This is a genomic window from Pseudoalteromonas sp. MEBiC 03607 (assembly GCF_004792295.1).
Lineage (GTDB): Bacteria > Pseudomonadota > Gammaproteobacteria > Enterobacterales > Alteromonadaceae > Pseudoalteromonas > Pseudoalteromonas lipolytica_C.
The window spans coordinates 516,694-537,657 of the sequence record NZ_SRRY01000002.1; the positions used below are offsets into that span (position 1 = coordinate 516,694).

The following is a 20,964-nucleotide window of genomic DNA, read 5'->3' on the forward strand; positions in this document are numbered from 1 at the left end:
TTTAGGATGATTGGTTAAGAAGTGTTGCAGTTTTAATTCAAAATGATACGCTGTACCTCTAAATTTTTACAGTGACGTAAATATATGTTTAAAAGGATTTTAATTGCAGCTTTTCTGTTTATTCCTGCATGTTTGTTAGCTCAGCCCACTGAGTCTCAGAATGAATGTAAACGTATGCAAACTGAACGCAAAGAGTTGCAATCTGCACTTCGTAAAGCCCATTTGCTTGATGAAATAAGTGTCTATAAATTACGTATTGATAATTTATCATCACGTATTTCTGAGTCATGTTTTACCAAAGAGCAAATAGCTGAAAAAACCAATGCTTTATACCGTAAAGATTTTTCTGATTTAGAAAGCTCAGTATCTCAACCTCTCACAGCGCAAGCGTTAAGCAGCAAACAAGCGGCATGGGAGCGTTTTTATGTAATGCCCACCCGGTGTATAGAAAAAGCGTTAGAGCTTAAAAATTTAGATTGGTGTATCGAAAACAAACAAATTCAGTTTCAACAATTTGATATGCTATGGCAGCAAAAAAATGTACAAACAACCCGCTCAGAAGCAAAACCAACAGACACATTTCATGAGTTTATTTTGCCAAGCAAAGCTGAGCGAGCAAAAATTCTTGCTCAGCAAGAGTCAAAGCGATATAGCCGTACAAGTGAAACTATATTACCAGCGAATATTATCGTGTTGTGCTGCATTGCGTTGACAGCTTTTTTCTCAATAATTTTTGTTTATCATTGGCTTATGCAATCAAGAGCGTCAATTAAATAATTCCATGTAGCAAGGAATGATGCCTTGTTACCTTGCTACATGGTGAGTTTTTAATCGTCAGTTTTAAATTTTTTTGCGCGCTCTTCTGCGTCAATTAAAGCTTGTGATTTTGGCTGTTTTGCTTTGTTTTCAATAACAGGCTTTTCGTTTGACTCTGGATCCCATGCTGGGTCTAGTGACAAATTAGCAAATGGGTTCTTGGGTTTTTCATCGGTTTGCTCATCGTCTGTTAGTACATCTTCTTTTTGCTGATCTGCCGTTTCTTCATCAGCTGAATAAGCATCTTTACCTTGATGGCTTTCATCTAGTGAAATTGTGGGGGTGTCGTCTTGCTCGGTATCGTCAAAGCTTACAGGCTCATCCTGCAACTCTAACTCAAGTGCTTGCAACGCTTTTGCTAAATCATCATCGCTAATATCATCATCTGCAGATATTTCATGTGTAGGTGTTTGATCTGTTTTACTAAAATCTTCAGTGAATGAAAGATCCTCATTAACTAATGATGATAAGTCGTACTCGGGTACGTCATCATGTTTAGGTTTTTCTTCGGTATTTGGTGTTTTGTATTCGTCAAAACCAAATGACGACGAGCTAAAGCGTGGCTCTTCAGGCTCGTTTTCTTCAGGTTGCTCTAGTGCTGGCTCATCATCGGTTACTGGTGCTTTGTATTCGTCAAAACCAAATGACGATGCGCTAAAGCGTGGCTCTTCGGGCTCGTTTTCTTCAGGTTGCTCTAGTGCTGGCTCATCATCAGTAACTGGTGCTTTGTATTCGTCAAAACCAAATGACGATGAGCTAAAGCGTGGCTCTTCAGAGTCGCTTTCTTCAGGTTGCTCTAGTGCTGGCTCATCATCGGTTACTGGTGCTTTGTATTCGTCAAAACCAAACGACGATGAGCTAAAGCGTGGCTCTTCAGAGTCGCTTTCTTCAGGTTGCTCTAGTGCTGGCTCATCATCGGTAATTGGTGTTTTGTATTCGTCAAAACCAAATGACGATGAGCTAAAGCGTGGCTCTTCAGGCTCGCTTTCTTCCGCTTGCTCTAGTGCTGGCTCATCATCAGTAGTTGGTGCTTTGTATTCGTCAAAACCAAATGACGATGCGCTAAAGCGTGGCTCTTCAGGCTCGTTTTCTTCAGGTTGCTCTAGTGCTGGCTCATCATCAATAGTTGGTGCTTTGTATTCGTCAAAACCAAATGACGACGAGCTAAAGTGCGGCTCTTCAGGCTCGCTTTCTTCAGGTTGCTCTAGTGCTGGCTCATCATCTATTAAAGCCGTGCTCTGTTTGTTTTGCGCGTAATTTAGATCAGCCCACGTATTATCAGTTGGAGCTTGATCTTCTGTTGTTGCATTTAAGCTCGCGAAATCGTCTTCTTGTTTTTCTGGTTGCTGGTTTTCAGAAGCAGAAAATGAATCATACGGCGCAGAAGTATTACTGTCATAAGCTGAAGAGCTGTTTAATTCTGGTGTTGGCTCAGGAGCTAAAAAGTCTGAGTCGTTTTGATTTTTTTGTGCTTTAGCCTCAGCTGCAGCTTTAATAGCCTGAGCATGGAGTAAATCTTGTGCTAACTCTGACTCTGAATCGTCTTGTTTATTTTGACGAATTCGAACAATAACTAATCCTGCGATAAGCAAAATGAGTAAAACGATTAAACTTGGCACTAACAGTGAACTTGATGAGCTAACTTCATTATTCTGAACCGGCGCTGGTGTTGGCTCGGGAATAGGAGTGTTATTTATTTGCGCATTATCTGTTTCTGTTGCAACAGGCTCTTGTACTGGTGTTTGTGGCTCGAACTCAGGCGAGATTTCAGTAGGTTCTTTAATAGCCTCAATTACCGGTTCAACAACAGTCTCTGCAGCACTTTGCTTAGGTTGTTCCGTCGTTGTTGCTAAATCATTGCTAGGGATACTCTCAACCTGAGGAGATTCTGGTGCAGCAGGCTCGTCGTTCACTCTATTTGTTAGGATTGCTTGTTCAGCTGTGGCGTCAGCTTGCTCGCTTTCGTTAATAGCATTTGCTTCTGGTGCTGTAGTTTCTTCAGGGGTGCCTAAAATAGCACCGGAGTGGCCGTTTGAGCGATTCACTTTATTAACCGAAACGGGAGGGGAGTCTATTGTCTGCTCTGCAATGTTTTCAAGCGCCGCTTCGTTATGCACTGGCGTTGGGTTCTGGCAATTTTTTTCAAAGCTTCTAGCAGCAGTTCGATAATTTTTGTTGCTGGTGTTAAAACGAAACTCATGCATTTGCTGTTTTAACAAAATACACATTGCTTCATTGTATTGTGCTTTAGTTGCAAAGCTCATGCTTATAAGAAACAGCAAAATAGATAGTTTTTTTATTGGCATAGTTCTCTGACCAGTAAGGTTAATCTGGTTACCCAAGTAGTTAATTAATTTTAAGCTCAGACCGGCAATTTATCCACAATCGCTTAATCTATCACCATGAGTGCGCGGTATTCATCATAGGCAAATTGGTCTGTCATACCGCTAATATAATCTTGAATTAATCGACAACGATAATAAAACTCATAGGCAGCAAAGTGATCGGGCTCTGCTTTTAACGCATCAATCGCCTTTTGATAGCTGTTCAAATGTTTATTTGAGAGTTTTTTCACTAGTCGTGTTTCTATTAAGTAATTTTGGTCGCCTTTTAACACACGCTTAAACGCATCAGCTTCAAGAGCAAGTAATGGTTTATAGCAATCAAGCAGGCCACTAATAATGCGGTAACCTTGTAGTTCTAAACGCTCCACTTCTTTGTGGCAAAAAACATGTTTTAGTGCAACCTGTTTTAAGGTAAGTGTGACAGCATGTAAGTGACTACGATCTTCTAATAAAGCTTGATTAAAGTCGCCGTGGTAAATAGCTTCGATATTATTAATAAAGCGCTCAGCTGCATAACTCACTAACGGATGCAATAAAGTGACACGTAAGTAGATGAAAAACTCACTATTAAAATTGTAAGGCTGTTCTTGAGCCTTACTTAGCGCATAATCAATGGCTTTTTCGGCAAAGTCACTATGCTTAGTATCGTCAATTGTGAGGTTAGTAAGTGTGCGACTGTATTGCTCTTTGAGTTTTTCACAGAGCGACTCTACGCTAATAATGCCTTTTTCTACGGCATCTTCTATGTCGGCTAGACAGTATGAGATATCGTCGGCAGCTTCCATAATATAGCTGATTGGATGGCGACAATATTGCTCTATATCAAGTTCGGTTTGGAGTGCTTCAACAAATGGTTTTTCGCTGAAGTAGTAACCGACTTTTTTCATTAAGTAGTTTTTGTCTTGTGGAATATCTGACTTGAGCATACTGGCCGGGCGTGTGTACTTTAAAATGCCCGCACTTTGGCTGTAAGTTAAATTAAGTGATAGCAATGAATGGATAATGCGGATCCCCTGCGCATTACCTTCAAAATTTTTAATATCCTCAGCGAGGTGTTTAAAAATAACACTTATACCAATTCCTTTGCAGCGCTCAGGAGTTAAAGCATCTAGATGCTTAGCAAACCATTGGTTGATTGCTGCTTCGCCAAAGTGGCCAAAGGGTGGGTTGCCTATGTCGTGCATTAAACACGCCATTTCGACGAGGCTTTCTAAAGGCCGTTCAAGCCCCACTAAACCATATTCTTTTTGCTTGGCATCGCTCAACTTATTAAAAATTGTTTGTACAATAAAGCGACCTACTTGTTGTACTTCAAGAGAGTGAGTAAGCCTTGAGCGCACGGCAGCATTGCGTTCAAGCGGAAAAACTTGGGTTTTTTGTTGTAAGCGACGAATAGCAGCGCTATTAATAATACGACCTCGATCACTTTCAAGCGCAGTATGCAAGTTATTGGTTGAACGCATTTCGCGTGCAGGGGTGATTTTCTTACCAAAATCGATCATTTATTTTTCCCACAAAGCAATATAAGCCGCGCAGTTGAGAGTTGTTAGCAAAACTTAGCCATAATTAAATTTAATCTAACAGCTTGTATCCAAAATTTAAATATCCTTTTTTTATTAATGTCTTACTTTAAATTAAGCCACTTATTCATATATGATTTGCTTTTACATACTTATCTCCTACCTTGGGATATAAAGTAAGGTCTTTTGGATGTTTGGCAACCATTTTTACGGTGGCATGCATAAAGCTAATTAGTAAAACGTTATATAAAAAGTTAGCAGTCATTATCACAAAATTTTCAAAACTATTTGCTAAAGTCTCTAAGCAAATTAAAAATTAAACGAAAGGGTTTTCTATGCGTATTTGGCAACTAGTTTTAGCTGGGGTATTGCTTTTCAGTTCGGGTGTAAAAGCTGAACAAGAGCAATCGGTGGTACTTATTTCGATAGATGGGTTTCGTTGGGATTACATTGAAAAACATCAGGCGAAACATTTAAAAGCAATCAGTGAGCAGGGCGTAAGAGCAACCAAAATGCGCCCCGTATACCCAACCAAAACTTTTCCGAATCATATTTCGATTATTACCGGTTTGCTGCCTGTTAATCATGGCATTGTCGAGAACCGCTTTTGTGATACTGAGCGCAACGACTGCTACAAAATGGGAAAAGGTAAAGACGATAGCACTTGGGTTAACGGCATTCCGCTTTGGAATTTAGCACAAATGCAGGGCTTAAAAGCAGCCACCTATTTTTGGCCAGAGTCAGATGCGCGTTTTAACGGTATGTTACCTGATTATTTTTACCATTATTCAAAACACAGTGATTACCAAAGACGCGTTGACCAAATTATTCAGTGGTTGAGCTTACCAAAAGCACAGCGACCACGTTTGGTGATTAGTTATTTTTCGCTGGTGGATAGTATGGGACATGAGTTTGGCCCAGATGCCAAAGAAACCTATGATGCAGTACAAAAGCTCGACAGTTTAATGGCTGATTTATCGAGCCGTTTAAAAGCACTTGATGAAAACATTAACTTAGTGATTTTGTCTGATCATGGTATGGCGTCTGTTGATCCAAGCCTTAGCATCAAAATTGATAGCCTGCCACAAGACGAAAACTTTATAGTGCAAAACACAGGCCCTCGCGTCTTGTATTATGCAAAACCAGATAGCAAAGCAGATATTAGCGGATTCAGTAAAAAGCTCGCTAAAGCCGCTGAAGGTCGTTACATCGTATTAAGTGAGAAGCAAAAGCACGATTATCACTATGATAAAGGCCCGCGAGTTGGCGATATTATTTTGCAAACCGAAGCGCCCCGCGTGTTTACCGATAGTAAAATGGCCGGTTATTTAGGCACTCATGGTTATGCCTATAGCGAAGATATGGCTGCCACCTTTATAGCCGAAGGCCCTGCTTTTAAACAAGGCATGCGCTTAGACGAAGTAAGTAATTTAGATGTGTACCCGCTCATCGCCAAAATACTCGGTCTTGAGATCTTAAGCCCAATTGATAGCGATGGCGCAAGTTTATGGCCGGCTAGGAAGCAGTAAGCTTTGAGTTAGCGAGGGGAAAGTTGTTAGGGAAAGAGTAAAGTTAGCGAGGGGAAAGGAGCTAGGCTCTAGGACGCGATGTAAAATCGCTGCTACAGACTCGCATCTCGTAACTTTACCCTTGTATCTTGTATCTCGCTAGCTTCCACTTTCCCCTTGTAACTCTTACAACTTCGTTACCCAGCCGTATTCTCCGTGGCTTACAAATTTATAGCTGTCAGTGTGAGTGTTAAGCTGCCCTTGCAGAGTATTTTTTGTTACGGTCATCACTGCTTGATGGCTAGTCTTGTCATCATCAGTGACTTTACCAAATACGCTCCGATCACCATTGCTCGCTTCAATAATATTGCTTATTTCTAGTGTGTAAGTGCGGCTTTCATCAACAGCTAAAATCAAGTTATCACCCGCTTGAAGTGTTTTTAGGGTATCTAAATCGAATTCACTAAACGCTGTGTCACTTAATTTCTCGGGCAAACGACCTTGTTTGTAGAGAAATTCATGGGCTTTGTTTGAAAGCTGATTTAGCGGTGCTGTTAAATTAACAGTAGGTTGCTGAGGTAGCACCTGTTGCTCTGAATTGTAAGTTGCAACATTCGGTTGTGTGTCTGGTTTTGATGTAAAACCATCACTTTGAATATGCCATTCATTCAATGCAAATGCAGTGAGTGGCAAAATGAAGATTAATGCAAGCGTCCTGTTCACATGTTTCTCTTACGGGTTTTAATGTTAACTTAATGTTGATTTTTACCTTAAGTTAACATATTGGTCAATAGATAATCAGTAAGTTGCGGTAATAATTGTCGTGACGATAAAATTAATTAATTTTACTTAGTTTGCAATGCTCAGCATAATCCGCGTTTTTTTGTCACATAAACCCAAGATTAGAGGTAACGAGTATGCGCGGGTGGATTATTTATAAAGATAGCCAAGGTTTGCTAAAGCAAGAGACCTACGAGGTAGAGCGCTTGCTTGCTGCTGCAAAAGAAGAAGGCATCGACTTACATGTTTACTCGCCTGATCAGTTTGATTTAACAATTACTCGCGAAGATGGCAAAAGCATCTTAATCGATGGGCAATCAGTTGCGTTACCAGATTTCGTTATTCCACGAATGGGTGCAAGCACAACCTATTTTGCGTTGGCAATTATTCGTCACTTGGAACGTTTAGGTGTGTATTGTGTAAATAGCTCGCAATCAATTGAAACGGTAAAAGACAAATTATTTGCACAGCAAATTTTAGCAGAATGTAATTTGCCTACACCAAATACCATGTTGGTTAAGTTTCCGGTGAACATTGATTTAGTGGAAAAACAGATTGGTTTTCCTGTCGTGATTAAGACGTTATCGGGCTCGCAGGGTAGTGGCGTATTTTTATCAAAATCAAAAGATGAGTTTGATGACTTAATGCAACTTATTGAAGCGGCAAACCCACAGGCAAATATTATTTTACAGCAGTTTGTTAAGTCGAGTCATGGTCGAGATTTGCGAGTGCTTACTATCGGTGGGCGTGCTGTTGCATGTATGGAGCGTAACTCACAGGGTAAAAACTTTAAAGCCAATGTAAGTGCCGGAGGAACAGGTAAGTCATTTACTATTACACCTGAAATCGAATGGCTTGCAACTCAAACTGCGAACGTACTCAACCTTGATGTAGCGGGCATTGACTTATTATTTGACGAGCAGCACTTTAAAATTTGTGAAGCAAACTCAAGCCCAGGTTTTGAAGGTTTAGAAGGGGCGTTAGGGATTGATGTAGCCAAAGAGATTTTGCACTTTATTCGCATTCGTCTGGGTATTTTTGATAAGCCCGAAGTACTCGAAGAGCCTTGTTTAGAGGCTGTTTAATATTTTTCAAGGTGTGTATATAACACGCCTTTTTTGTGTCATCTGTATAGTAAATAAACTTACAAATACTACAAAAGTGTACAGTGCTAATTAGCAAATCATAGGATAAGGTAGATTTTTTTATTGGCAAGGAGTGTGTGTACATGAGTCAGCTCATCAGTCGAGCAACTGCGGGTTTAGTGGCTGTTATTATCGGCTTTACCAGCTCAATCGCGCTTATTTATCAGGTTGTGATGGTGTTAGGCGGCACCCCCGATTTAGTTGCCAGCTGGGTGTTGATGCTCGGTCTTGCTATGGGCGTGAGCTCAATTGCTTTGTCTTATTACTACAAAGTGCCCATTCTTATCGCGTGGTCAACAACCGGAGCGGCATTACTCATTTCAAGTGCTCAAGGGTATAGCTTAAACCAAGCTATTGGCGCGTTTATGTTCTCTGCGGCGCTGGTGTTTTTGTCTGGAATTACCGGCGTGTTCGAAAAAATGATGAACAAAATTCCAAGCCAACTGGCTTGTGCCATGCTTGCAGGCGTACTGGTGAATTTTGGCATTGATGTATTTAATTTTATGAACGAACTGCCATTAGTAATTGGCTTAATGGTCGCGGTGTATTTATGTGGAAAACGTTACTTTGCGCGCTTTGCTATGCTCGCAGTGGTTGTGGCTGGCTTTTTAATGGCAGGCATAACAGGGCAAATCGATACCTCTAGCTGGCAGTGGAAAATGAGTGAGTTTGCTTATATAGCGCCAGTGTTCGACATTAATGCCATGATCAGTGTTGGTTTACCGCTGTTTATAGTAACGATGACATCGCAAAACTTACCTGGCATCGCCGTGTTAAAAGCGCATCAGTATAAAGCCCCTGTGTCGGCGGCGTTAAATGTAACGGGACTTTTAAATGTGTTTATTGCGCCTTTTGGTGGTTATGCAATTAATCTTGCTGCTATCACTGCGGCAATTTGTATGAGCCCTGAGGCTGATAAAGACCCAAGCAAGCGTTATTGGGCAAGCATTGCGGGTGGTGTGTTTTACATTATTATGGCGCTCCTTGCTGCAACGCTAGTTGGTTTGGTAGCAAGTTTGCCACAAGCACTTATTTTAGCGTTGGCAGGTATTGCGTTATTCGCCACCATTGCTAGTAGCTTACAGCAAGCTTTAACTGAGGCGTATTATACCGAAGCCGCAATCGTGACCTTTTTAGTCACAGCTTCTAACCTAACCTTATTTTCGGTCGGTTCTGCGTTTTGGGGGATTGTTGCTGGCACGGTGACCTTGGTTATGACACGTAAAGATTGAAGGATTTGAAACGATGCAAGTTATACGAAGCCACGAATTTACAGCTGAACGAGCTTGGGGAGCATTAGATATTGCCAATATGAATGGTATTACAACTCGTTTGCACTGGACGAATGAACCTTACAAATGGCACATCAATAATGGTGAAGAAGTTTTTGTGGTGTTAAGTGGTCAGGTTGAAATGCTTTATAAACAGCATGGTGAAGTATGTGCTGAGCTTCTTAATCCAGGGGATATCTTTTTTGCCAGTGTTGGCACGGAGCATGTTGCGCATCCCAAGGGAGAAGCGCGAATTTTGTTTATCGAATCGCAAGGCAGTGTATAACAAAAAAGCCCCAGCTTTACTGGGGCCTTTTGTTATTTAAGTAATGGTTTTATCACTTCAAATATGGCATTGATGTGATCACTGCGGGTATTGAGTGCTGGTATGTATCGGTACTTTTCACCACCTGCATGTTCAAAAATTTCACGATTTTCGCCTTCAATTTCTTCTAAGGTTTCTAGGCAATCGGCACTAAATGCAGGGCTGATAATCGCTATATCCTTAATACCTTGCTCTGGATAGCTTTCAAGTGTGGCATCGGTGTAAGGTTTTAACCACTCAGCTTTACCAAAGCGGCTTTGGAATGTTGTTACAGCAAAGTCTTTTTCAAAACCCAGCTTTTCAGCAACTAAACGGGTAGTTTGCATACAAAAGCAGTAGTAAGGGTCGCCATTTTCTAAAAATTGCTTAGGTGTACCGTGGTACGAAAACACTAGCTTTTGTGGTGTGCCATGGGCATTTAAGTCTTCACTAATGCTAGCGGCGAGGGCATCAATATAAGTTGGGTTATTGTGATAACCATTAATGAAATGAAGCTCTGGTACCCAGCGCCATTTACGAAGCACATTTGATACTGCATCAAATGTTGAACCTATGGTGGTGCTTGAATATTGCGGATACATAGGCAGCACGATTACGCGAGTGATGCCTTTGTCGCGAAGCTCTTCAAGGCCTGCTTCAATCGATGGGTTACCGTAGCGCATTGCCATAACCACTTCAGTGTCGTGGTGCCCTTTATCTTTTAATAGTGCTGCAAGGCGTTTACTTTGTTCTCGCGTAATGTGTGTTAGTGGTGAGCCGTTTTCAGTCCAGATGCTTTTGTAAAGTGCTGCTGAACGTTTCGGGCGCAGCGTTAAAACAAAGCAATACAGGATAATCATCCAAATAAAGCGAGGAATCTCGACGATACGAGGATCAGATAAAAACTCGCGTAAGTAAGTTCTAAGTGCCGCTGTTGTTGGCGCATCTGGGCTCCCTAAGTTGGTCAATAAAATACCCGTTTTTTTATTGAATCGGCCGTCATGCGGGTTATCGGTTATAGCGGAAAATCGCGACACTGAGCGCTCCTTGATGAAGTAAACGTTATATAAATCGTATTGTAACGAACTAACCTGACTATGTGATCACTTTATTCGCTAATTTTTGATCATGATCCTGAAAGGACTTGGTTTTTTAGCTTCAAGCTGTTGTAACTTGCTAATTGATTTAGGGCCAAATACATGCCCTTTTGGTAGTAAAAGAATTCCATCGTAGTTTCTTAGTGCATGACCTAAAACCATGCCATTTTTTAGTTGTTGAGCAGAGATAATTTTCATAGTGCCAACTTGCTGATCACTGGCACAGGTTATTTTTAAACTGCCGAGGGTTTCTAAAATCTTCGGGTGGTAGTAGGTGCCACTGTATAATTGCAATTGGTCAAGCGCACTTTCAAACTTGCTGTTGTCTTGCACATTTATATGGGCGATTGTTTGCCAAAAGTCTCTAGCCACCGCTAAAATCATTGCGGTAATCGGTATTTCTTTACCTTTTAAGCCTTTGGGTATGCCAGAGCCATTATAGTGTTCAAATTGATAATAAATAGCCTCAGAGACATCATGTAAATGTGGTGCAGGCATAAGCATTAACTGGGCTGTACTTGGGTGAGTATAAAATAACTTTTTTTGGTTTTCTGTAAGCTCTCTGGTTGGCTTTTTATACAGCTCTGGTTCCATTGCTAGCAGCCCTATTTGCGCAAGGTATCCAGCCATTTCAGCCATTTCGATGTGTTTCTTATCTAAACCAAGTTGCTCTGCAATTTGCTTGCTGGTAGTGGCAATGTTTTGTGCTTGCATACCGTCTAGATAAGGGTTTGCATTAATGAAGTTGTATAAAATCTCAAAGGTTGTGCGGTGCTCGTGTTTTTCACGCTCGTTTACTTCTTCGAGCTGTTTAAGCACTTTACGAATTTGTAGAGTTCGCTTTTCGACCATTTGCTCAAGGTTATTGTTGAGCTCTTTTAGTTGCGCATTTTGTGCTTTAATTTGCTGTTCAAGGCGTTTGTTTTCTCGTTTAAGAGAAGTTTTTTCAATGCCATCACTAATATTGCGAAGCAGTAATTCATTTTGCCAAGGTTTTTGAATATAAGCATGGATCTTACCTTTATTGACTGCGGCAATGGTATTGTCGATGTCTGAGTAACCGGTCAATAAAATACGTTGTGGATCTGGTGCAATACTAAGTGCTTGAGCAAAAAACTCCGCGCCATCCATCTGTGGCATGCGCATGTCACAAATAATCACATCAAAATTATAAGCTGCTAATAGCGTAAGACCTTCTGTCGGATCTGCTGTCGCTTTTGCTGAGATATTATGTGCAGATAACAACCTTAATAAAGTGCGTAAAACAATTTCGTCATCATCAATGCATAATACTTGAATATGCTCTTTGCTTACTTTTTCTGCCATAGCGATTTACTGTGAACCATCGTTAATCAATAACATAGCCTTAAATCTAGGCTTGTGCTAGGTTTTAAGTGATACAGGCTAAAGTTTGAGAGAAAAATGAATGACTTTAAGCAAGCTTATTTATTAGAAAAAGCAGCTAGGGAAGAGGCAGAGCAACTGTTAGCAGACAAGAGCCGTATTCTTGTTGCATTAAACAGTGAGCTTGAACAAAAAATTGCAGACTTAGAGCGTCATCAAGCAATGTTTATTCAAGCAGAAAAAATGGCCACTTTGGGCACACTATGCGCTGGGGTTGCCCATGAAATTAACAACCCCCTTGCTTATAGCATTAGTAATGTCGATACCCTTAAGGAGTATTGCAATTATTTCAGTGCATTATTAGCTAAATGTGATGAATTTGCCTGTAGTGAAATGGATAAAGCGGCGTTTTGTCAGCAATTAACCGATTTAAATAAAGTACACTCTGTTCGTTATTTAGCAGATGATTTGCCTGACTTAATAAATGACACAGCGCAAGGTTTACAAAGGATCAGCAAGATAGTTGCAAATTTGCTCGATTTCTCTCGACCAAAGGGCCATAACAAACAGTTTGCTGATATGACTGATGCGGTAAAAAGTGCAGTTAAGTTATTAGCGAATCAACTTAAAGAATGCGATTTACAAACTGACTACCATACGATTTCTGAGAGCTGGTGTAATTTAGCAGCTATCAGTCAAGTGATTGTGAATGTATTAATAAATGCAAAGCAAGCATGTGATGCGAGTAGCTCAAAAGCGCAGATCACTGTGTCGGTCTATGAACTTCAACATCATATTTATATTGATGTTGAAGACAATGGCGTGGGGATGTCAGCAGAAACTATCGCTAAAATATATGATCCTTTCTACACGACCAAACCGGTAGGGGAAGGCACTGGAATGGGAATGACCATGGTTTATGCGATTGTGCATGATCATCAAGGCACTATTGAAATACAAAGCACAGAGGGAACGGGCACGCGCATTAGTTGTGTATTTCCAGTGCAAAGTCACGTTAGAGATGTGGTTAACTAATTGACACAATTTAAGTTGTTGCAAAACGCTGTAGATTCGATAGTGTAAGACTAAGTACTGACCAACATTAAATATAAAGGCACACTATGTTTAACACAGAAAGCTCGGAAGTATTGAAAAACTATCTCGCAAGTCAAAGTGAGACGAATCAAGTTAGTTTAGATCAGGTCATTGGATTTATGGCTGGACTGCTTGCCTGCTCTGAGTTTTTTGGTGAGTCAGAGCTTGCAAATTATATCGCTGATAACGATGAATCAATATTCAATACATTAATGACCGATTCAGAGCCGCGCGATGCAATGATTGAGTTACTTGATAATGTGACAGAAGCTCAAGTTGAGCAAAAGAAAATACTTGCTCATTTATATTCCAATGATGCTGATGCAAATGAACCTAGCCAAGCATTACAAGACTTTTGCAGCGGTTACATTGCTGCATACATAGTTAATCAAGATATTTGGCACAGTGACTTACAGTTTTTACTGCAAGCTGATGAGCAAAAAGAAGCCAGTGAAGAAGGGCAGCTTTTCATTGATAACTTTGAAGCTACACTCGATTTATTAACTACTTTTGCAATGTGGGATCAAGCACTTGCTAATCACCCAGAGCCAGAAAAATTGGGTGAAGGGTTTGCGACTTTTTTTGCTGCATTAGACGAGAGTTTAGCCGAAATAGCCACCATGGCCTTAATGCTCGAAGATGAAAAGCTGGCGATGTTAGAGCAAGATCAATAAATAGATTGAGTTGGTAGAGATAAGTAAATGGTTGCATTAATTTGCTTATTTCTACTATTAATTGAATAATTCCTCCCTTATAAAATCTATTAATCATACAAATAGAAAAAATTATACCTAAGTCGTAACAAGTTTTTCTTTCATTTCATTTTTTTGTTGATAGGATGTTTCCCAAGGGGTAACTCGCAGGCTTGAGTTAGCTTTCAAATTTATGATTTTTAAAATCAACAGTACGTGCTTAGTGCTTTTCCTTAACTTCTCCAAAGGGGCGTCTTTTTGATTTAAGGAAAGCCAGAATATCAACAGGATACACATGACAACACATTCTTTAAGTATGCTGGCCGTAGCGGTCAGTGTGGCTGTTTCTGCGACTTCAGTGCAGGCAGCCGAGCAAGCATCTGGCGTAAAAGCAGATAAAAATATCGAACAAATCTCTGTATTAGGCTCACGAGTTGCCAATCGTACGGCTACCGAATCAACATCGCCGGTTGATTTGATTGATGCTGACGATTTGAACAAAGGTGGTTTCACTGAACTTGGCCAAAGCCTGCAAGCGACGGCTCCTTCATTTAACTTTTCTCGTACGCAAGTGTCAGATGGCTCTGACTTATTTAGACCTGCAACTCTTCGAGGCTTACAGCCAGACCAAACGTTAGTTCTAATCAATGGTAAGCGCCGTCATAATCAATCTATTTTTGGTTTAAATGGTACTGTCGGTGCCGGTGCTGCGGGTACTGATATGAACGCGATTCCACTTACCGCTTTAAAAGGCGTTGAAGTACTTCGTGATGGTGCTGCGGCGCAGTATGGCTCTGATGCGATAGCCGGTGTTATCAACTTATCGCTAAACGATTCAACAGGTGTTACAACGGGTTATGTGCAAGCAGGTAGCACAGGTGAAGGCGATGGTGACACCCTATCAATGGGTTTAAACCGTGGCTTTGATTTAGGCGATGAAGGCGGCTTCATTAACTTTTCTTTAGAATACCGTGATGCTGATGGCACCAACCGCGCACAGCGTGATATCGGTGGCTCAGTTGATGTACCAGCTGGCACGCTGTCTGACGAAGTCCGTTGGGGGCAAGGTAACGCAGATAGCGAATTTACGTCTGTGTTTTATAACATGGCGTTACCACTTGGCGAGAGCGAGCTTTACTCATTTGGTGGATACTCAAACCGTACGGCATTAGGCAATGGTTTTTACCGTAACTTTGACCAAGCAGCGAAGAACGTTGTGCAAGTATATGGCGATGGCTTTTTACCTCGCATCGACAACGAAGCCGAAGATATTTCGTTTTCACTTGGGCTGCGCGGTGAGCTAAACCCAGATTGGAGCTATGATGTTTCGGCCGTATATGGTGAAAATAGCTATGATTTCACCTCAAAAAATACTCTAAATGCCTCGTATGCTGCTGAATATGTGGCGAATAACCCAGGTGCAAGTGATGCTGATATTGCGGCAAATGCAGGCCCTTCAGGTGGTTACTCAGGTGGTTTTAGATTTGATCAAACAACAGTAAATGCAGATTTAAATGGTATTGTTGATATTGGTCGCAGTGAACCTGTTTATGTGTCGGTGGGTGCTGAATATCGTAAAGAAAATTACGAAATCGTGCCGGGCGAAGAAGCGTCTTACGCGTGTGGCTTAGCAAATTCAGATACCTCATACCCTGCGGTTAACGACAGCAGCGTATTTGCTGAGTGTGGCTTCCAAGCTTATAACGGTTTACGTCCTGAAGCGTCAAATAAAGAGAGCCGTCACAGCTATGCATTTTATGTTAATGCCGAAACACTGATCACGGACGCATGGCAGGTAAGTACAGCGCTTCGTTATGAAGACTTCTCTGATGCCGGTGATGACATCATTGGCAAGCTAGCAACGCGCTATGAAATTACCGATGACTTTGCCGTGCGTGGTGCGATTTCTTCTGGCTTTAGAGCACCATCACTGCAACAAAGCGCCTATACAGCTTACACCACAAACTTAGGTGCTGGTGGCGTGTTATTGCAATCATTCACTGCAACAGCGGGATCTGATTTCCCGTCAGCCCTTGGTGTTGATAGTCTTGGACTTGAGAGCTCAGAAAACTTAAGTGCGGGCTTTGTTTATAATGTAACAAGCGATTTATCACTGACCGTTGATTTTTACCATGTTGCAATTAAAGACAGAATTACCCTTGGCAGCTTAATGTCGGCGGACGATGTTTCGTTTAGCGCCGAAGCGGTGGCGGCACTTAATGCAACAGGTGCACAGCAAGCTAACTACTTCTCAAACTCGGTTGATTCAACCACCAAAGGGGTTGATATTATTGCTTCGTACCGCACCGATTTGTACGACGGTAATTTCTCAGCAACCTTTGCAGGTAACATTAACGAAACCGAAATTGATGATGTGAATGCGCCAGAAGGTGTTCCTGAGTCAATCGCTCTTGATGATTTACAACGTAGTTTCTTAACGGATGGTCAACCAGGTGAGCGTGCAACACTAACATTTGAATACGATCGTGGCGATTTCAACAGCATGCTACGTTTTAACTACTACGGCGAAACTGACGTTAAATACTTTGGTAATGACCACATAGGTTTACCTGATGAGTTATCGCCTACTGGTGAGTTTAAAGACACAAGCACGGTTGAGTCAGCAGTATTAGTTGATGTAAATGTTGGTTATCAGCTAACTGACGAGCTGATGCTATCGGCAGGTATTGATAATATCTTTGATGTAACACCAGACGAGTTAGGCGAAGATGAAGCGCTTGATTTTATTACTAATAAAGCATTTAAGTACCCTGTACGTGCATTGCCTTATGGTTTTGATGGTATGACTTACTACGCAAAACTAAGCTTTAGTTTTTAATTCCTAAGTTGAAATGAAGCTTAAATAGCGCCTAACGGCGCTATTTTTTTGTTTAATTGTAGTATGCGACATTTGTCACTATAATAAATGACAAGTGTCGAATTCGACGAGGTGTAAAATGAATGCTGTAGAAACTGATTATTTAGGTGTTGTTACTGATGGTAGGGTAACAATTCATTCTAATACAATTGATGAGATTAATGTTGCAACACAAGGTGTAACTGTCAGTGCGATTAAATCACTCGCTAAAGAGCTGAATTGGGATGCCAACATTTTAGCAACCTCCATTGGCACCACGACCCGTACACTTGAGCGCTACAGTAAAGACCGAAAACGTTTAAGTGCTAAGCTGAGCGAAAATGCTTTAGAGATTGCACGTATTTCATCGCAAGGCATTGCCTACTTTGGTGACGTTAAACGTTGGAATGAGTGGCTTAATACGCCCAACATTCAATTTGCGAATCAAGAGCCAAAGTCAGTGATCCATACTATCCGTGGCCGTGAACTGATAAAGCGAGTGATAATGGGGCTTGAGTACGGGTTCACAGCTTAATGATTTGCTACCGAATAGCACCGAAAGTTCATAATGATCTGGCTAACGCGTTATCTGGGCTTGGTGGTTTATATGCACAGGGGCGGTGGCATTTTGTTGGTAAACCCATTGTTTATACGGCGAGCTCGCGCTCTTTAGCAATGCTTGAGCGATTAGTGAATGACACAACCGACATATTAAGTAAAAACTTGAGTATCACCACTATACAGATACCTGATGATCTAAAGGTTATTAGGCTAGTAGCCAGCGAACTGCCAAAAGCATGGGATGATCACCCCTATATTACAGACACTCAGGCATTAGGTTCTGATTGGCTAGCATCGATGGAAGCAGCCGTGTTGCAAGTTCCTTCTAGTTTATGCCCCGACGAATACAATTTTTTAATTAATCCATTGCACACAGACATAAGCAAAATAAAATGCATTGATAGCAAAGACTTTTTCTATCCAAATCGGTTGGCTGTAAAGCTTTGAGTTAGTTAGCGAGGGGAAAGGGTAAAGTTTGCGAGATGCGAGTTTGTAGCAGCGATTTTATATCGCGTTTTATCCTATTCAATGCAGTCTCTTTGAGAGTATTTGTTTGCTCTGTGTAGTGCGAAGCGCCTCTGTGTTCTCTGCGGTTCAAATTATTTTCACAAAGAGAAGTTAATGAGAAGACAACGAGGAAACCCAAATTAACTTCTCCAACCTTCTTCTCAGACGCAGCCAGTAACCTATTTATCGAGACTAACTGTTTGCTAGATCTTTTTTCGAACCACAGGGACATAGAGAGCACAGAGAAAGACAAGGAGTTCTCTAAAGCGCAGCGCCTCTTATCCTCTTTGTGCATTAAGTTTCTCTGTGTAGCGCGAAGCACCTCTGTGTTCTCTGTGGTTCAAATTATTTTCACATAGAAAAGTTAATGAGAAGAAAAAGAGGAAGTGAAAACACCTCCTCCATAATTGTAATATTTTTGCTATTTCGAACTACTAACAACTCGCTCGCATATCTCGCGCATTTGTTGTTTTATTTTAGGTTCTTTTTCTTCAAACAGCTTATTAATGCAATCGATATAGGCTTGGTTCTCTTCAAACGGTACGCCTATTTCGTAAGCGTCTGCTGCTTCTCTAAGCATCTCTTTATCAAATTCACTGAAGATATCGACCATTTCTTGGGCTTTTTCTCGCTCAATACCAAGCGCTTCAAAAGCAGAACGGCCCATCCGCATAGTGCTGTCGTACGTTTCGCGAATAATATCGCGACAACCGTATGTCCATAATTCATACACATGGTGACGGTCTACTGCACGGGCAACAACATGTAAATGCGGGTAATTTTGCATAGCATAACGCACGAGTTTAGTTATTTGCTCGGCATCATCAAGTGCTACAACTAGTAATTTTGCATCCTCAATGCCAGCTGCACTGAGTAAATCTGGACGAGTTGCATCACCAAAGAAGTTACGAATACCAACATGTTCAAGTGCTTCAAGTTGTTTATAATTATAATCAATTACGGTGGTGTTATATCCACCTGCTTGCAAAATACGGTCAACAAGGCCACCCATTCTGCCTGAGCCTGCAATGATCACATGGCTATCATCAGGAAACTCTTCTTCATCTCGCTTGGCTTGCTCACAAATAAAGCGAGGCGCTATCACACGTTGATAGAGAATAAATAGCCCCGGCGAAAGCAGCATTGATAGGGTCACAACCAGTAATAACTGGTCGGCAAGGGCTGCTGCCAATACATTGTTAGACACACTGTAAGCAAGTAATACAAAACCAAATTCACCAGCTTGTGCAAGCCCTAGTGCTAACAACCAAAGTGAGGCGCCTCTTAAGCCAAAAATGCGGCCTAAAATTAATAGCACAACTGTTTTAGTTGCAATCAGTGCCCCAGTTAATAGCACGATGGTAGCTAGGTTATCTGTGAGTAATTGAAAATTGATACTTGCGCCAACGGTGATAAAGAATAATCCAAGTAATAGCCCTTTGAAGGGATCGATATTACTTTCAAGCTCATGTTTATAAGGTGAATTTGCAAGCACAACACCTGCCAAAAAAGTGCCAAGCGCAGGTGATAAGCCAACTAATGACATCATCAAAGCGATACCAATAACAAAGAATAAAGCCGTTGCAGTAAATAGTTCGCGAAGCCGTGCTTGTGCGACAAATCTAAAAATCGGTGCGGTTAAGTAGTTACCACCAAAGATCACTAGTGCAATCATACCCAAGGTTACCAGCGCAGCTTGCCAGCCCTCAAGATCTGCCACTAAACTTAAACCAGCATGCGCGTCTTCGCTTGCATGGGCTGTATCTGCAATTGCGGGTGCTAATTCTGGTAAAGCAAGCAATGGAATAAACGCAAGCATAGGAATAACGGCTATGTCTTGAGTGAGTAATACGCTAAATGAGGCTTGGCCACCATCTGACTTTAACAGCCCGCGCTCTGAAAGTGTTTGCAGCACAATCGCGGTAGATGAAAGCGATAATATTAAGCCTATTGTAAGAGCTGTTTGCCAAGCATGGCCAAACGCTAAGCCTATACCGGTAAAGGCGGCAGCAGATAAAATTACTTGGCCACCACCTAGACCAATAAGCTGTTTTCGCATAGACCAAAGTGCTTTGGGTTCAAGCTCTAAACCAACAATAAACAGCATCATTACCACACCAAACTCAGCAAAATGCTGGATGGCAATCACATCAACATTTAAAAATGTCAGTGTTGGCCCAATAACAATACCTGCGAGTAAGTAGCCAAGCACAGAGCCAAGCCCTAATTTACTTGCAATAGGTACGGCAATAATGCCGGCCAGAAGAAAAATGTAGGCGATTAAGAGAAAGTCAGTCATCGTAATCCTGTTTTTTAATTAACTATGGTTGTTTTTGCTAGTTTTGCCAGCAGTTAGGTAGTGAATGCAATCAAAATGCGAATTTAGTCTATAAAATGACAACAAGGCATGATGTTTAGTAAAAGTGCTTAAGACAAAGTGAGGGGTAAAAATCATTGTTTTTTCTTAAAAATCGCTTGCGTAGAGTTTGGCTAGGTATATACTCGCAACACATTTAATAGGAGCAAAAAATGAGCAAAAAGAAACAACGCACACAAGGCCAAGTTGATACTGGTCGCGGTGTAATTAACGACAATGTGTACGCCGCAATGGTGACATCTAAGCTGTTTACAGCAAAAGTAGAGAAACCAAAAAAAGGTAAAGGTGCTTATCAACGTAAGGCAAAACATGCAGGACGAGAGTCCTATTTAATCGCTGCTTAATTAAGTTGTGATCAAATAGGATTTTTGTGAAAAGCAAACACTCAGTGTTTGCTTTTTTTTTACCTAAAATTCGCGTTAAGAATAATTTTAAGTCAATTTTTTTAGAAATTTTTATCTAAAAACTAATTTATTCGTTATATACCTAAAATAGATACTTCAATTATTTTTGTTTTTCCTCACACAAGCTTTGCCTGTTTTTCATACAATCCAGATGTGCTGCACTTCCTGTGGTTAATTTATTGTTAATTTTGTGTTTACTTTTGCCTTGTAGAATCAGTTTGTTTTTTGCTGTTTGATATAAATAATTAATTCTTTTTTAGTGTTTTTCATTAAATTACACATAAAAAATAACTGGTAATTTACCGTTTATGGGTAATTTTGAGCTTGACGTAATAGTGCTT

The 20,964-nt window shown here is 40.9% G+C and carries 17 protein-coding genes; 11 read left to right on the forward strand and 6 right to left on the reverse strand.

What is annotated here, in order from left to right; all coding sequences use genetic code 11:
• Window positions 1-84: 84 nt before the first annotated feature.
• Window positions 85-777, forward strand: coding sequence for a hypothetical protein (locus tag E5N72_RS19295; RefSeq protein WP_135926723.1), 693 nt, complete (start codon window positions 85-87; stop codon window positions 775-777).
• Window positions 778-827: 50 nt separating this feature from the next.
• Here E5N72_RS19295 and E5N72_RS19300 read toward each other — a convergent pair whose 3' ends face one another.
• Together E5N72_RS19300 and dgt are read right to left on the reverse strand one after the other, a co-directional pair.
• The gene (locus E5N72_RS19300) at window positions 828-3,122 is read right to left on the reverse strand and encodes a hypothetical protein (protein WP_135926724.1); all 2,295 of its coding nucleotides are present in this window, start codon (window positions 3,120-3,122) and stop codon (window positions 828-830) included.
• Window positions 3,123-3,205: 83 nt separating this feature from the next.
• A complete protein-coding gene (gene dgt / locus E5N72_RS19305) occupies window positions 3,206-4,663 on the reverse strand; it encodes a dGTPase (protein ID WP_135926725.1) in 1,458 nt (485 codons plus the stop codon).
• Between the two features lie 353 nt (window positions 4,664-5,016).
• On the opposite strand from dgt, the gene E5N72_RS19310 reads away from it, so the two are divergent.
• Complete coding sequence (locus E5N72_RS19310) at window positions 5,017-6,210, forward strand: ectonucleotide pyrophosphatase/phosphodiesterase (protein WP_135926726.1); 1,194 nt, start codon at window positions 5,017-5,019, stop codon at window positions 6,208-6,210.
• 165 nt (window positions 6,211-6,375) lie between these two features.
• Here the strand turns inward: E5N72_RS19310 and E5N72_RS19315 are convergent, their stop codons facing one another.
• The gene (locus E5N72_RS19315; protein WP_135926727.1) at window positions 6,376-6,912 is read right to left on the reverse strand and encodes a hypothetical protein; all 537 of its coding nucleotides are present in this window, start codon (window positions 6,910-6,912) and stop codon (window positions 6,376-6,378) included.
• A 194-nt stretch (window positions 6,913-7,106) separates the two neighbouring features.
• Between E5N72_RS19315 and E5N72_RS19320 the strand changes: the two genes are divergently transcribed.
• The 3 genes from E5N72_RS19320 to E5N72_RS19330 all read left to right on the forward strand — a co-directional run bounded on the left by E5N72_RS19320 (window position 7,107) and on the right by E5N72_RS19330 (window position 9,671).
• Complete coding sequence (locus tag E5N72_RS19320) at window positions 7,107-8,054, forward strand: RimK family alpha-L-glutamate ligase (RefSeq protein ID WP_135926728.1); 948 nt, start codon at window positions 7,107-7,109, stop codon at window positions 8,052-8,054.
• Between the two features lie 143 nt (window positions 8,055-8,197).
• Complete coding sequence (locus E5N72_RS19325) at window positions 8,198-9,346, forward strand: benzoate/H(+) symporter BenE family transporter (RefSeq protein WP_135926729.1); 1,149 nt, start codon at window positions 8,198-8,200, stop codon at window positions 9,344-9,346.
• 13 nt (window positions 9,347-9,359) lie between these two features.
• The gene (locus E5N72_RS19330; RefSeq protein ID WP_135926730.1) at window positions 9,360-9,671 is read left to right on the forward strand and encodes a cupin; all 312 of its coding nucleotides are present in this window, start codon (window positions 9,360-9,362) and stop codon (window positions 9,669-9,671) included.
• A gap of 32 nt (window positions 9,672-9,703) precedes the next feature.
• On the opposite strand, the gene hemH is transcribed toward E5N72_RS19330, so the two are convergent.
• Together hemH and E5N72_RS19340 are read right to left on the reverse strand one after the other, a co-directional pair.
• Window positions 9,704-10,726 carry a ferrochelatase gene (hemH, locus tag E5N72_RS19335; protein ID WP_135926731.1) on the reverse strand — a complete coding sequence of 341 codons (1,023 nt, stop codon included), beginning with the start codon at window positions 10,724-10,726 and terminating at the stop codon, window positions 9,704-9,706.
• A 78-nt stretch (window positions 10,727-10,804) separates the two neighbouring features.
• Complete coding sequence (locus tag E5N72_RS19340) at window positions 10,805-12,112, reverse strand: HD domain-containing phosphohydrolase (protein ID WP_135926732.1); 1,308 nt, start codon at window positions 12,110-12,112, stop codon at window positions 10,805-10,807.
• 96 nt (window positions 12,113-12,208) lie between these two features.
• Here E5N72_RS19340 and E5N72_RS19345 point away from each other — a divergent pair, with 96 nt between their 5' ends.
• From E5N72_RS19345 to E5N72_RS19365, 5 genes are all read left to right on the forward strand, one after another.
• The gene (locus tag E5N72_RS19345; protein WP_135926733.1) at window positions 12,209-13,165 is read left to right on the forward strand and encodes an ATP-binding protein; all 957 of its coding nucleotides are present in this window, start codon (window positions 12,209-12,211) and stop codon (window positions 13,163-13,165) included.
• A gap of 86 nt (window positions 13,166-13,251) precedes the next feature.
• Window positions 13,252-13,899, forward strand: coding sequence for a UPF0149 family protein (locus E5N72_RS19350; protein WP_135926734.1), 648 nt, complete (start codon window positions 13,252-13,254; stop codon window positions 13,897-13,899).
• A gap of 313 nt (window positions 13,900-14,212) precedes the next feature.
• Window positions 14,213-16,756: a TonB-dependent receptor gene (locus E5N72_RS19355; protein ID WP_135926735.1), complete on the forward strand. Its 2,544-nt coding sequence runs from the start codon at window positions 14,213-14,215 to the stop codon at window positions 16,754-16,756.
• Between the two features lie 118 nt (window positions 16,757-16,874).
• Window positions 16,875-17,309: an antitoxin Xre/MbcA/ParS toxin-binding domain-containing protein gene (locus E5N72_RS19360; RefSeq protein ID WP_135926736.1), complete on the forward strand. Its 435-nt coding sequence runs from the start codon at window positions 16,875-16,877 to the stop codon at window positions 17,307-17,309.
• A complete protein-coding gene (locus E5N72_RS19365) occupies window positions 17,309-17,782 on the forward strand; it encodes an RES family NAD+ phosphorylase (RefSeq protein ID WP_135926737.1) in 474 nt (157 codons plus the stop codon). Before E5N72_RS19360 ends, E5N72_RS19365 begins: the two co-directional genes overlap by 1 nt.
• Before the next feature lie 481 nt (window positions 17,783-18,263).
• Here E5N72_RS19365 and E5N72_RS19370 read toward each other — a convergent pair whose 3' ends face one another.
• Window positions 18,264-20,141: a monovalent cation:proton antiporter-2 (CPA2) family protein gene (locus E5N72_RS19370; RefSeq protein WP_135926738.1), complete on the reverse strand. Its 1,878-nt coding sequence runs from the start codon at window positions 20,139-20,141 to the stop codon at window positions 18,264-18,266.
• A gap of 230 nt (window positions 20,142-20,371) precedes the next feature.
• Between E5N72_RS19370 and arfA the strand changes: the two genes are divergently transcribed.
• Window positions 20,372-20,563, forward strand: coding sequence for an alternative ribosome rescue factor ArfA (gene arfA, locus E5N72_RS19375; protein WP_054563243.1), 192 nt, complete (start codon window positions 20,372-20,374; stop codon window positions 20,561-20,563).
• Window positions 20,564-20,964 lie beyond the last annotated feature (401 nt).

What these genes read in the sequence shown, in the direction of transcription:
- E5N72_RS19295 (WP_135926723.1), top strand. Translation starts at nt 85, where the DNA reads ATGTTTAAAAGGATTTTAATTGCAGCTTTTCTGTTTATTCCTGCATGT.
- E5N72_RS19300 (WP_135926724.1), bottom strand. Translation starts at nt 3,122, where the DNA reads ATGCCAATAAAAAAACTATCTATTTTGCTGTTTCTTATAAGCATGAGC.
- dgt (WP_135926725.1), bottom strand. Translation starts at nt 4,663, where the DNA reads ATGATCGATTTTGGTAAGAAAATCACCCCTGCACGCGAAATGCGTTCA.
- E5N72_RS19310 (WP_135926726.1), top strand. Translation starts at nt 5,017, where the DNA reads ATGCGTATTTGGCAACTAGTTTTAGCTGGGGTATTGCTTTTCAGTTCG.
- E5N72_RS19320 (WP_135926728.1), top strand. Translation starts at nt 7,107, where the DNA reads ATGCGCGGGTGGATTATTTATAAAGATAGCCAAGGTTTGCTAAAGCAA.
- E5N72_RS19325 (WP_135926729.1), top strand. Translation starts at nt 8,198, where the DNA reads ATGAGTCAGCTCATCAGTCGAGCAACTGCGGGTTTAGTGGCTGTTATT.
- E5N72_RS19330 (WP_135926730.1), top strand. Translation starts at nt 9,360, where the DNA reads ATGCAAGTTATACGAAGCCACGAATTTACAGCTGAACGAGCTTGGGGA.
- E5N72_RS19340 (WP_135926732.1), bottom strand. Translation starts at nt 12,112, where the DNA reads ATGGCAGAAAAAGTAAGCAAAGAGCATATTCAAGTATTATGCATTGAT.
- E5N72_RS19345 (WP_135926733.1), top strand. Translation starts at nt 12,209, where the DNA reads ATGAATGACTTTAAGCAAGCTTATTTATTAGAAAAAGCAGCTAGGGAA.
- E5N72_RS19350 (WP_135926734.1), top strand. Translation starts at nt 13,252, where the DNA reads ATGTTTAACACAGAAAGCTCGGAAGTATTGAAAAACTATCTCGCAAGT.
- E5N72_RS19355 (WP_135926735.1), top strand. Translation starts at nt 14,213, where the DNA reads ATGACAACACATTCTTTAAGTATGCTGGCCGTAGCGGTCAGTGTGGCT.
- E5N72_RS19360 (WP_135926736.1), top strand. Translation starts at nt 16,875, where the DNA reads ATGAATGCTGTAGAAACTGATTATTTAGGTGTTGTTACTGATGGTAGG.
- E5N72_RS19365 (WP_135926737.1), top strand. Translation starts at nt 17,309, where the DNA reads ATGATTTGCTACCGAATAGCACCGAAAGTTCATAATGATCTGGCTAAC.
- E5N72_RS19370 (WP_135926738.1), bottom strand. Translation starts at nt 20,141, where the DNA reads ATGACTGACTTTCTCTTAATCGCCTACATTTTTCTTCTGGCCGGCATT.
- arfA (WP_054563243.1), top strand. Translation starts at nt 20,372, where the DNA reads ATGAGCAAAAAGAAACAACGCACACAAGGCCAAGTTGATACTGGTCGC.